At 40.7% G+C, this 13205-nt stretch carries 7 protein-coding genes; all 7 read left to right on the top strand.

Going from position 1 to position 13205, the window contains the following annotated elements; translation table 11 throughout:
• Positions 1 to 32: 32 nt before the first annotated feature.
• Positions 33 to 2564: a preprotein translocase subunit SecA gene (gene secA / locus H6779_01580; protein ID USN88119.1), complete on the top strand. Its 2532-nt coding sequence runs from the start codon at positions 33 to 35 to the stop codon at positions 2562 to 2564.
• A gap of 6 nt (positions 2565 to 2570) precedes the next feature.
• Positions 2571 to 2906, top strand: a complete 336-nt coding sequence (locus H6779_01575) for a phage holin family protein (GenBank protein USN88118.1) — start codon at positions 2571 to 2573, stop codon at positions 2904 to 2906.
• A gap of 323 nt (positions 2907 to 3229) precedes the next feature.
• On the top strand, positions 3230 to 4198 hold the full coding sequence (gene obgE / locus H6779_01570) for a GTPase ObgE (protein ID USN88117.1): 969 nt from the start codon (positions 3230 to 3232) through the stop codon (positions 4196 to 4198).
• Between the two features lie 143 nt (positions 4199 to 4341).
• Positions 4342 to 5760: an Asp-tRNA(Asn)/Glu-tRNA(Gln) amidotransferase subunit GatB gene (gene gatB / locus H6779_01565; protein ID USN88116.1), complete on the top strand. Its 1419-nt coding sequence runs from the start codon at positions 4342 to 4344 to the stop codon at positions 5758 to 5760.
• A gap of 80 nt (positions 5761 to 5840) precedes the next feature.
• Positions 5841 to 6644 (top strand): hypothetical protein, encoded by an 804-nt coding sequence (locus H6779_01560; GenBank protein ID USN88115.1) that lies wholly within the window; start codon positions 5841 to 5843, stop codon positions 6642 to 6644.
• 89 nt (positions 6645 to 6733) lie between these two features.
• Complete coding sequence (locus H6779_01555) at positions 6734 to 7495, top strand: helix-turn-helix domain-containing protein (GenBank protein ID USN88114.1); 762 nt, start codon at positions 6734 to 6736, stop codon at positions 7493 to 7495.
• A gap of 4 nt (positions 7496 to 7499) precedes the next feature.
• Positions 7500 to 13187, top strand: coding sequence for a hypothetical protein (locus H6779_01550; GenBank protein USN88113.1), 5688 nt, complete (start codon positions 7500 to 7502; stop codon positions 13185 to 13187).
• The last annotated feature ends 18 nt before the right edge of the window (positions 13188 to 13205 follow it).

Here is a 13205-nt window from a genome sequence, read left to right as displayed (position 1 = left end):
TATAGTTAATAGCGTATATACTAAGCTCTATTATGTCGTTTTTAGATAGATTTTTTGGCCCTACTTATGAGAAGGAGTTAAAGTCAATTCAGCCCATTGTTGAGGCTATAAATGAAAAGGAAAGTGTCTATAAAGTGCTTTCTGACACAGATTTAGTAACTAAAACTGAGGAACTAAAAAAGTTAGTTGCTGAAGGTACTAGTTTGGATGATATTTTAATCGACGCTTTTGCTTTGACTAGGGAGGCTGCAAAACGAACACTAAATATCCGTCATTATGATGTACAGATGATTGGTGGTGTTATTTTGCATCGTGGGAAGATCACAGAAATGCGCACAGGAGAAGGTAAGACCCTAGTCGGTACCTTACCAGCCTATTTAAACGCGCTAAGTGGCCAAGGGGTGCATGTGGTAACTGTTAATGATTATCTTTCTCGTCGTGATGCAGTGTGGATGGGGCAGATATACGATGCTCTAGGTCTAACTGTTGGTGTAATTAATCACGATGCGTCGTATATTTATGATCCAAATCATCAGGACAAAGATGAGGAGCGAGACGAGGTTGGTTCTTATAAAGTGGTCTATGATTTTCTTAGACCATGTACTCGCAAAGAAGCTTACGAGGCAGATATAACTTACGGGACCAATAGTGAATTCGGGTTTGATTTTTTACGTGACAATATTGAATACGAAGCCACAAACTTAAGACAACGCGGACATGTCTTTGCTATCGTAGATGAGATAGACTCGATTCTTATTGACGAAGCGAGAACCCCGCTTATTATTTCCGCACCGGCTAATGATTCAGAAAATCTCTACACTTTATTTGCTAATATTGCCCGTAATCTAAAGCCGGAAGAACACTACCTGGTTGATGAAAAATTAAAAAGCGCAACTTTAACTGATGCTGGTATTGAAGCGGCTGAAAAGATGTTGGGGGTTGAAAATATATATACCGAAAAGGGAATAAAGTATGTACATCATCTTGAGACAGCGGTTCGGGCTAAAGCCATTTACACCAAGGATAAAGAATATGTTGTTCGTGGTAATGAGGTAGTTATCGTCGATGAGTTCACAGGAAGATTGCAACCGGGTCGGCGTTGGTCAGAGGGCTTACATCAAGCGGTAGAAGCCAAAGAGGGTGTACCGATTCAAAGGGAGTCAAAAACTTTTGCGTCAATTACTTACCAAAATTACTTTAGAATGTATGGCAAATTAGCTGGTATGACCGGTACCGCCTTAACCTCGCAAGAAGAATTCTTTACTGTTTATAATCTTGAGGTTATTCCGGTACCGACTAATAAACCGGTGGCGCGTATTGATCACAATGATTTAATTTTTCAAAATGAGTTAGGTAAATTCAAAGCGATTATAAATAAAGTCAAAGAAGTTCACGAAAAAGGGCAACCAATTTTGATTGGTACAGCTTCAATAGACTCTAATGAAAGGTTGTCAGCTGCCTTGGCAGAGGCTGGGATAAAACATCAAATGCTTAACGCTAAAAACCATGAACGGGAGGGAGAAATCATAGCCGAGGCTGGTCGGATTAAAGCGGTTACTTTGGCTACCAATATGGCTGGTCGTGGAGTGGATATTAAGCTTGGTGGACCAGAGGCTACTACAGAGATGGCAGAGGCTGTTAAGGGGCTAGGAGGACTGTTTGTCTTGGGAACTGAACGTCATGAAGCAAGAAGAATAGATAATCAGCTAAGGGGTCGAGCGGGAAGGCAGGGCGATCCTGGCGAGACACAATTTTATGTGTCTATGGAAGATACTCTCATGCGTGTGTTTGGTGGTGATCGGGTCAAAGGACTCATGGGTAAGTTTGGAATACCTGAGGATCAACCAATAGAAATGAAGATGTTATCAAATACTCTAGAAAATGCTCAGACCCGCATTGAAGGCTTTCATTTTGATTCGCGTAAACAAGTCCTAGCCTATGATGATGTCTTAAACCAGCAGCGTATGGTGGTTTATGCTAGACGTTATAAATTATTACTTGGGGAACAAGCAGAGATTGACTCAATATTGTCTGAGCTTAGAGAGTATGATGGTGTTCCCGAATTAATAGAAAACAAGCAGGCTGAACTTGGTGAAGATGCTTTTCGTGGTTTACTTCGTCGGTTAACACTGCAAATGATTGATACGCTTTGGGTCGAGCATTTGGAGGTAATGAACTACACCCGGTCAAGTGTTAACCTACGGGCCTATGGTCAGCGTGATCCGTTAATTGAATATCGTAAAGAAGGCGTTCGTTTGTTCAAAGAAATGCAACAAGCACTTATTGATCGACTGATAGAAATAATCCCTAAACTGCAACCGGTAATCGTTGAGAGAGAGGAGGCGGTTATGAAAGAACAGGCTGAAGCAGCTCAAAAGAGCGCTGGTGAGACCGCTTTTACTAAAAACAATACCCCAAAGCAGCCAGCTCGTAATGACGCACAGTATGGTCGTAATGATATGGTGACTATCACTAATGGTAAAGAAATTCAAACTATGAAGTACAAGAAAGCAGAGCCTCTCTTGGCAGATAAAAGTTGGACGATTGTAGATAAAAATAAGTAGAGACTTATGCTAAGGTTAATAAATAAATTACTACTTACGGCTCTGACCTTACTTGTTGTAGCAGCTTACATACCAGGGATTGAGATTGACGGTTTCTATCCAGCTATTATAGCGGCTATAACCATAGGTTTGTTGAATCTATTCGTTAGACCAGTGCTATTTATCCTCACTCTCCCTATTACAGTCATCACATTAGGGCTCTTTATGATTATTATTAATGCAGCGTTATTTTGGTTTGCCGCCTCCTTCATAGAAGGTTTTGCCGTCGCCTCATTTTTACACGCTTTACTTGGTTCACTTATTGTCTCGGTGGTTAGTGCGGTAGGAAATAAGTATCTCTAATCACGATATGTCTATATAAATAATGATATTCTGATTAAAAGAGACTCGGATATTGTATGTTTCACAAAATAGGACCTAGCATAACATGGTCCTATTTTCTTGCGGTCCCACTTTGCGTCAGGTCTGTTTTTCATTATTTGATAAACCGAGTACTAAAATTCACTTACACCCAAAACATTGACTCAAGCATTAGTAGCGACTATTAAAAAGAGTATAGTTTATTTTTTTGTATAGTCTCCTTATGGCTATTTAATAAATAACAAACAATTGATTAAGTAGACCATGTACAATTGAGTGTGTTTATGGTATTACTGTGAGTCTATATGTTTGTAGATCAGATTACAATTTACGCAAAAGCCGGAGATGGTGGAGATGGAGTGGTGCGTTGGAATAGAGAAAAGTTTAAGCCTAAAGGCGGTCCGGCTGGTGGTAATGGCGGACGAGGAGGAAGCATAGTTATGCGGGCTGTTCGTGATGTAAATCTTTTAGCCAAATACACTGGTGAAAAAAAATTTGAAGCAGAAAAAGGTGGTGATGGAATGAATAAAAATCTTCATGGAAAAAATGGTGAGAATTTGGTTGTTGATATACCGGTGGGGTCTATTGTGACTGATGAGGCGCGGGGCCGAGTTTATGAATTTATGTCGGAAGGGCAGACGGAAATTATTTTTAAGGGTGGACGTGGGGGTCTTGGGAATAGACACTTCAGATCAGCTATCAACCAGGCACCTGAAGAATCGACTCTAGGAAAAAAGGGAGAGGAGGGAACAGTAACCGTCACATTGTCGTTAGTTGTTGATGTCGGTTTGATTGGTAAGCCGAACGCTGGTAAATCTACCTTACTCAACACACTCACTAATGCTAATTCTAAGATAGGCTCTTATCCTTTTACAACAATAGAACCTCATCTTGGAGATCTCAACGGATATGTCCTGGCGGACATCCCTGGTCTCATAGCTGGAGCGTCATCAGGTAAGGGGTTAGGACATACTTTTTTAAGGCATGTTACGCATACTAAGATGCTTCTCCATTTGATTTCCGTTGAGGAAGACGATGTTTTGAGCAGCTATCAGGCGATTCGAGACGAGCTTTTTGCCTACGATACTAGCCTAGTGAACAAGGAGGAGTGGGTTATTATTACTAAAATAGACCTTATAAATAAGGCTAAATTAGATGAACTAATGGGCGCTATTGACAAAATTGCGAAGCGTGTGCTTGCCATATCAGTTAATAGTGGTGTAGGTATAAAAGAACTGCAAACGGCTCTAAGCAAGCATCTACTTGAAAGTTAAAAGAAGGTCGAAAGGAGACTGTGGTGAATGTAAACATGTGTCCATAATGAGGAATTGTGGTAAAGTTGTACTAATTATAAGACATGTTCTGGTCTGTAATTCGCAAACTTTAGTTACTTAATTAAACATCAAAATAATTAATCATGAGTAAAAATTATACTGCTACCATTGGACTTGAAGTCCATGCTGAGTTAAAGACAGAAAGTAAGATGTTTTGTGGATGTAAAAACGATCCTCACAATAGTCAACCTAATTTGTATACTTGCCCAATCTGTTTAGGTCATCCCGGTACACTTCCTGCGCCAAACGAAGATGCTGTTGCGAAGGTGCTTCTCTTTGGAAAGGCAGTCAACTCTAGTGCGGCCACCTACTCAGAGTTTGATAGGAAAAATTATTTCTACCCTGACATCCCTAAGGCGTACCAAATCAGTCAGTATGCTTTTCCATTTTTAACAGGTGGAGTTTTAGCTGATGTAGAGTTAACAAGAGTTCATCTTGAAGAAGATACAGCAAGAAGTCAGCATGACCATGATGGTGTCAGTCTTGTAGATTTTAATCGGGCAGGTGTGCCACTAATGGAACTAGTTACAGAACCAGTCATACATGATGCTGGTACTGCCGGGAGGTTTGCTAGAGAGCTACAACTACTACTCCAAACCATCAACATATCTGACGCACAAATGGAAAGAGGAGAGATGCGTATCGAAGCAAATATTTCTGTCAGTAAAACCGACAAACTTGGTACTAAAGTAGAAGTAAAAAATTTAAATTCTTTTAAGTCGGTTGAAAGTGCCATAGCGTATGAGGTTCAGCGGCAAATTAGACTACTTGAAGAAGGGGGGGTGGTAGAACAAGAAACCAGAGGTTGGGATGAGGTCAAATTACGTACTTACACACAAAGAAAAAAAGAAAGTGCTAAGGATTATCGGTATTTCCCAGACCCTGACCTTACTAAGATAAATACACCAGAGTACAATCTGTTTAGTGAGTCTCGTTTATCCGAGATACTCCCTGTTTTACCGAACGAAAAGCGCTTAAAATATAGTGATATCGGACTTCCAGCCGCTCAGATTGAGCTTATAATCAGCACACGTGTTATAGACGATTTTTTTTGTGAGCTTCTTGAGACCTTTAATGATTTAAGCAATGATGTTGTAAAGCTATCAGCAAATTATCTTACTTCTGATATACTATCCATGATTGATTTGGAAGAATCTAGAAAGCTTAGTCTATCTGTTCCTAATTTTGCTAAGCTCATGATTATCCTCAATAAAGGGTCAATTAATTCTCGAGTAGCCAAGCATTTATTAAGGGAGCTTCTAGAGACCGATTTTGACCCTGAGAAGATAGCTGAGGAAAGAGGTTTACTTCAGACATTCAACCCCGAAGCTTTGTTGCCAACTGTTCGAGAAATCATAGCTGAATTTCCAGAGGTGGTAGCTGACTATAAAGCTGGAAAAGAAGCTTCTATACAATTTTTGGTTGGTCAAGGTATGAAGAAAACTAAAGGAGCCGCTAACCCGGGTCTTCTACTGGATTTGTTAAGGCAAGAACTTAAGTAGATTTTACTGATATAGATTTATAAACACACAGCTCCGTTATCCGAGTTTTTCCTTATAGCGTCTGTTATACTATTCATAGTATGGACGTAGTTACTATAGATGGGATTGAATATCATAGAGCATCTCTTTTGGCCAAGAAGTTTAAATATACTTCAGATTACATAGGTCAGCTTTGTCGTGCTCGTAAGATTGATGCTCAGTTGATTGGAAGGAATTGGTACGTGAACCCCATATCACTCTCGGCGCATAAGAAGAATCGCTATGTTGAATCGAAGTCGACATCCGAGAAAACGTTGATAAATAGTGGTATGTCTTTAAAATCTCGGATAGACGTGCAGCCAGCACTGACTAAAAACGTGGCCAAGAATCGAATTTTGAATAAAAATTTTGAAAGGAAGATAACTTGGAAGCCAATTCAGTATGAAGTTGATGATGCTGATCTCATGCCTAGGCTTCAAGGTGAGTCAAAAAAATTATCTGTTAATTTAGCCGAAAGTAAGAAGCTCAATCTTCCTGGAGCTTCTAAAGGAGTAGAGTTTACTAGTAGCGAATTGCCCGAGATATCCTTAAAAGGTGAGATATCTGTTACTTCAATACAGGACGATTTTACTGAGTATGACCTTGTTAAGGAAGATGATTTAAATAATTCAAAAACTAATAAAGTGAATTTAGAACTCAAAAAATTCATTGAAACTGATACTGTATCATTAAACGTCACCCCTTCTTCATTACCAATTGCTTCTACACCTGAAAGAGATTTCTTTGTACCAACCACTCTTTGGTTACTGATTGCTGTTTTTATACTGCTTTTTCTTGCAACTGCTTTGGTAGAGGTTGAGGTGGTTTATACTCCTAATGGCGTGGATTTTGGATACAAACTTTAGCACTTTTGAGCCGACGTTTTGGTTACTGGTTATTAACAGCTGAAAACTGATTTTGTCTCGATTTAGCTTTATAATTAAAGGTAAATCGTATGTCTGTACAAATTGAAATTGACGGAATAAAAATGCTTTCTCTCAAGCTCGCGGCAAAGCAAGTCTCTTACTCGCGTGATTATATTTCCAAACTGGCGCGTGACAAAAAAATAGTAGCAACACAAGTTGGCCGTCATTGGTTTATTGATATAGTTTCACTTGAGCGTTTCATTGATTCTGTAAATTTAGAGCAGTCGATCAGGAAACATCACCTTAGTCACGAAAGAAGACGTGAATTAAATATAAAGCAGGAGGTGCAGTCTATAGTTTCGGGTGTAAATATAGCTGTTAAGTTAGCTGAGCAAAGGTCTTTGTTTATTTCTGCTTTTGTTATGTTGCTTGGTTTTTTTGTGGGTGGTGTTATTTATTCGAATGCCGATATAAATTCTTATTATAAAAATATTTGGATTAACCAAAACATAGAATCAACTTCTTTGGTTGCGCAAACAGCACGTGAAGTAAATCTATCGCCAGAGGTTTCAACTCTACTTTCATCAGGGAATACAGAGTACCCGATCTTTTTCGATGAAAGTGAAACTCGGGATGTGGGAATGGATAATGGCGGGGTATTTTTGTTGTCACCTGGTAGCGCTTACAGTGATGAAGATATAAAAAAGATGTTTTCTGATCCTGTAAAAATTGAATATACAGGTGAAAATGCAGGGATAATTTCATACCAGAATCAGGATGGAGAAATAATGGAGTATCCTTTTGTGTCCGTACCAACGTCTAAAAAAACCTTAAGTAACGCCGGTCCATAAGATTATGAAAATTTTGCTTCCAAACAAAATACTTTTCATGATAAGCACACTAGTGCTGGTTTTTGCTTTTATGGTTTCTCCTTTTGTCTCTTTGGCACAGTTCAATCAGGAGATAAATTACCAAGGTAAACTAACTGATTCTGTTGGCGTGGCGGTAGCAGACGGTGACTACAACATGAATTTCTGGCTACTGTCTTCCAGTACGGCAGCTACTTCAACCGCTATCTGGTCTGAGGCCAGAACGGGAGTAAATAAGGTGACTGTCACTAACGGCCTCTTCTCAGTCATGCTCGGTGACGTGTCTTCCTTGGGTTCGGTAGATTTCGACCAGTCCCTTTACTTGGGTGTGGAGATTGGAGGAACTGGTACACCAAGTTGGGACGGCGAAATGTCTCCTCGAAAAGTGCTGGGCGCGGTACCGGCAGCGTTTATTGCAGAGAATGCTAACACCTTTGATGGTTTTGCTACCACTTCTTTCTTGCGCGCAGATGATGCTGACACTATGGAGGCTACAAGTAGTTCTGCTCTTTTGACCTTAATTCAAAATGGTGCAGGTAAGATACTAAGTTTGTTTGCAGGTGCTACAGAAATGTTCACCATCCTAAACAATGGCAACGTTGGTATCGCCACCACCACACCAGACAGTAAGCTGACAGTTGTTGGTAATTCTTACTTTGATGGAAATGTTGATACGTCAGGTAATCTGACTGTTTCTGGTGTAACCTCTTTATCGGGAACGACGACTTTAGCCAACGATGAATACATAGAAAATGATACCAATGGAGATATTCGATTGTGTGGAAGTGGTAGTACTTATAACCAGTGTTTAAACATAGGTACTGATCATCAGTATTTTATTACATTGGGTCAAGATACCTTAAACGGAAGTAGTGCCGGTATATTATTTAACAGTGCTTTAGCTCTGAATGATAATATTGATTTTACTTTAGGTTCTCAATCCACGGCAAGATTTCTTTATCGAAATAGCGGTGGTTATGAAGCGATGGTTGCTGAAACCCGAGTAGGAGGTTATTTAAACACTAGTGGATATTTTATTTTGGGAGAACGGAATGATAACAGAATAGTAAGTAATAATACTGACAACCCGACTTTCCGTGTTTATTCTTCAGACGAGGGTCAGGTTGATGACTATATAGAATTTTTCCACAACCAAGATGATGCTGTTGTCGGTTGGGGTAATGGTTCTCTAAATTTTGTTAACGGAACAGCAACTACTACTATAAGTTCTGCTGGCAACATCGGCATCGGCACCACTACTCCATCCTCCAGACTTACAGTTACTGGCAGTACTTACCTAGAAGGAGATTTGACCGTAGCCGGCACAAGTACTTTTTCTGATAGTTTAACTATGTCTGGTACTGCGGCTAATATCATCCTTGGTTCTAATTGGCTCTCCGGCGATGGTGATGATGAGGGTATTTATGTAAATAACGTTGGTGATGTTTCTATCGGTACCACAACTGACGTGGCTAAATTTAATGTGGATGGAAGTATCTATATTCCAAATAATTATAGTTTTATGACTAGAGATACTTCTGCTAACAATGTTTCTCTCTTGTCCATGACTTCAGCTAACAATGTTCTCATAAACGGATCTACAGTTAGCGGCAGTATGATACTGGGTGTCCCTAATGACTCTGGTGTCATACAGTTTGAAATCGGTTCTACCTCAAACCCTGTTATGAAAATTCTCAATAACGGAAACATCGGCATCGGCACCACCACGCCGTCTTCAAAGCTTACCGTTGCTGGCGACGCTTTCATCACTGGAGCACTATTTGACTCTTCTAACGCCTCTGGAACCTTAGGCCAAATTCTCTCCTCAACCGGCACCGGCACTGACTGGATCTCTACCTCTACCCTCGGTCTAGGAGACGGAACTTTTCTTGGTCTCTCTGACACCATCTCTTCATACACGGCTAACCGACTGTTGTTTGCTAACAGTGGTGGTACTGCGGTGACGGATGATGCTGATTTAGTATTTGATGGGACTAATTTGGGTATTGGTACTTCAACACCACAAGCAAAATTAGACATCGGCGCTGGGGATTTACGGTTCTCAATAGTTGACGCACCGTCTACCGTGACACCAAGTATTGCCTTGGGTGGGGCGGGAAGTTTGTCGGGCACCTATCGCTACCGAGTTTCTTACATTACCGCTACCGGTGAAACTGAGGTCGGTAAACTTTCTGGTCAAGTATCACCGTCATCCCAAGAGATTAATCTAACCAATATCCCAGTATCTAGCGACCCAGCCGTGACCGGACGAAAGATTTATCGTAACAAAGATGCGGATGGTGTCTGGGGGGCTATGTATTTGGTAACGACTATAAACGATAACTCTACCACTACTTATACAGACAATATTGCTGATGGTTCCTTAGGGGTAGTCAACCTTACTACCCAAACTACCGGTGGAGTAATTACCATGAATTCAGCTAGTGCAATGGTGATAAATACTACGCAAACTGCAGTCGGAATTGATGCTTTGGTCAACAACATTTCAGTTAACAACTCTGCTTTTGGATATAGTGCTCTAAAACTAAACACTACCGGAGGATATAATAACGCCTTTGGTATTAATGCTTTAAACTCTAACACTACTGGAGGAAATAATAATGCCTTCGGTTCTTCTGCTTTGGCGGGTAATTCTGCCGGTAGTGCAAACTCAGCTTTTGGTACCAATTCTCTAAGTGTTACTACCGGTGATGATAATACAGCTTATGGTGCTTTTACGGCTCAGAATATTTCTACCGGTGCTAAAAATGTGGCGGTTGGTAGTAATGCGATGCGCTATGTTTCAAGTGCGGCCAGTAGCAACACTGCAGTTGGTTACCATGCCGGTATTGGTGTACTTAGTAACTCTTATTCAAATAACTCGTTATTCGGTTCAGAAACCGGTGAGGCTTTAACAACCGGTTCTAATAATATATTCCTTGGTTATAGAGCGGGTAACATAGTCACGACTGGTTCAAACAATATATTAATTGGTTATGATATTGATGCCGCTTCTTCAACTGGGTCTAATCAATTATCTATAGGTAACCTTATCTTCGGTACTGGTATTGATGGTACCGGTACTTCACTATCTAGTGGAAACATTGGTATTGGTAGTACTACTCCTTCTTCCAAGCTTACTGTCACTGGCAATACTTACTTAGATGGAAACCTTACTGTCAGTGGCACGGGTTCATTTGCCGGTAACCTGACCATGTCCGGCACAGCGGCTAACATAGCTCTCGGCTCTAATTTCCTTTCAGGTGACGGAGACGATGAGGGTATTTATGTGAGCTCTGGTGGTGATGTGTCTATTGGTACTACTACAGCGGTAAGGAAGCTGACGGTGGATGGCCATATATTTATACCTAATAACTACAGTCTTGCCACTAGAGACAATGCGGGTAGTGTTAAATCTTTATTATCCATGAGTTCAGCTAACAATGTACTAATAGGTGGTTCTGATACTAGTGGTAGCATGAATTTTATATTACCAAACGCTACTGGAGATTTTAGATTCCAAACTACCGGAAGTTACACGGATAGGTTATATATCAAAAACGATGGAAGTATTGGTATTGCTACCACTACTCCAGCTTCGCGTCTGACTATTGAAAATCTAAATTATGCTGACGCCGGGGTAGCGGGTATAGATAGGTATTTGACCTTTGCTAACAGCACTGCCAGCTCTACACAGTACGGCGATCGGTCATATCTATATGCCACCAATACAGCTACTAGTACACTGGTTGGTAATTTTATAAAAATAGAAGACGCTACGACGTTTGGAAATACAGTTAGAGGTTTAGAAGTTCAGAGTGACTGGGGAGCAAACACTTTGGGAGAAAATACAGCTATGTCAGGGTACGCGCGAACTTTCGGTGTTAAGGGTATCACTTCAGGTGATGCTGGTGGTTCGTATGAGCCGGCCGGTGTGTTTGGTGAGACAACTGGAACTACACAAGGTAATGCTATTCGAGGTTATTCATCTTCTATTACAACAGCTTCTTTACTCAAGTTATTCCAAGATACTTCAACCTTTACCGGCACGGGTCTTTTAATGAATTTTGGTAATAGTGGTGGATCATTTTCTTCAACCACCGCTTCAAAATTCGTCGATCTGCAAAACGCAGGAACTTCTATGTTCACCGTTGGAGCTTACGGAATGTTAACTATTGGTGATGGTACTACCAGTAATAATGCCGGTTTGCAGATTGGTTATGGGGGCCTTTGTGTTGATAATGACGGTTCGTGTAACGCTTCGACTACCGGACGGATAGCATCAGTATCGACTCATACAGGAAATTCTGACCTTGCGGAAACATACTTCTCAAGTGAAAATCTTGAAGCGGGAGAAATTGTGTATACCAAAGGCGGTCTTTCTGTAGGAAGGGCGGATACAGATACGAAGAACAAAATAATCGGTGTGGTTTCAACCAAGCCTGGTCTCTTGTTGGGTTATGATGATTCATCATTGGAGGAAGGAGAGGAGGTGTTCCCAATTGCTCTATCTGGACGTGTTCCTATCAAGCTTTCAAATGAAAACGGATCGATCAAAGCCGGTGATGAGCTTACCCTTTCTTCGATTCCAGGAGTAGCGATGAAGGCGACTTCAACCGGTAAGATAATCGGTGTGGCTTTGGAAGATTTTGTGGAAACTAGGGCTTACTCAGATACATATATTAATCAATTCGGAGACGATTTGGTTGATCCGATATTTGAACCAATAAACAGAGTTGAGGATCCGCGTATGCACGACGGATGTTACTACGGTGGAGGAAATGCTACCGGAGAAGAAGAGTGTGTACCGCTTGAAGCAACTACTACCGATGCTCAGATCAAAGAGGCGGAAGCTTTAGCTGAAGCTGAAGCGGAGAGAAAAGCACTTGAATCGCTGTCTCGCATAAAGAGCGACACTGAAATTTTGGAAAACGGTCAGTCTGTGCGGGTGGGGCAGATTGTAATGTTTGTGGATCTAGGATACCGCTACTTGGATGACGAAGGGCTTAAAATTATAGATTCTTTGTTGGCAAATGCTAGCAGCACAAATGGTTCTAAGTCAGATGTAACTATTTGGGAGCGTCTGGTTAATCTAGCCAACAATTTCATCGACGGTGTACTTTCTGTCTTTACTCTTAAAGCCGATCGGGTGGAGGTGCAAAATGAACTATGTGTCGATGGTGTGTGTGTTGGGGCTGATGACCTTCGAGTACTACTTAACAGAGTGAGTGAGTCTCCGGTAAATAATACCAATAATAATATAGAAAAGGATAGAGAAGTAATAAATAAATCTCACGAAGAACCGGTTCAGGCTCAAGAAGATTCAACTTCACCACAGACAAGTGCAAATGAAGTGGTAGAGGAAGATACAGACCAAGAGATAAATGAAGAAAAAACTGTTACCACAACCACTTCTACTAGTACAACAGACATAGAGGGGGATAGTGAGTACCAAGAAAATATTGAAAATGATACAGAAGTAGATTTAGAACTAATAGTAGAAGATGTCGGAGAAGTTGTTAAAGATGATGAAAGTGAAAACATTGATAGTGAGAGTGGGGAGGTTGCAATGAGCGAGACAGAAGAAGAAAATGTAGAGGTAGTGGAGGAAATGGTAGAAGACTCCAGTCCGTCAGAAGTAGAAGTTTCTGAACTAGATGAAACGTCACCTTAAAAAAGTAAATTAAAAATA

The organism is Candidatus Nomurabacteria bacterium (assembly GCA_023898525.1).
Lineage (GTDB): Bacteria > Patescibacteriota > Minisyncoccia > Phycocordibacterales > UBA918 > OLB19.
Note: the sequence above shows the minus strand (reverse complement) of the source record. Positions and strands in the feature narration are given on the sequence as shown.

Bases quoted from the DNA above. Each gene is read 5' to 3' on its own strand.
- gatB (USN88116.1), top strand. From the start codon at position 4,342: ATGAGTAAAAATTATACTGCTACCATTGGACTTGAAGTCCATGCTGAG.
- secA (USN88119.1), top strand. From the start codon at position 33: ATGTCGTTTTTAGATAGATTTTTTGGCCCTACTTATGAGAAGGAGTTA.
- H6779_01550 (USN88113.1), top strand. From the start codon at position 7,500: ATGAAAATTTTGCTTCCAAACAAAATACTTTTCATGATAAGCACACTA.
- H6779_01555 (USN88114.1), top strand. From the start codon at position 6,734: ATGTCTGTACAAATTGAAATTGACGGAATAAAAATGCTTTCTCTCAAG.
- obgE (USN88117.1), top strand. From the start codon at position 3,230: ATGTTTGTAGATCAGATTACAATTTACGCAAAAGCCGGAGATGGTGGA.
- H6779_01575 (USN88118.1), top strand. From the start codon at position 2,571: ATGCTAAGGTTAATAAATAAATTACTACTTACGGCTCTGACCTTACTT.
- H6779_01560 (USN88115.1), top strand. From the start codon at position 5,841: ATGGACGTAGTTACTATAGATGGGATTGAATATCATAGAGCATCTCTT.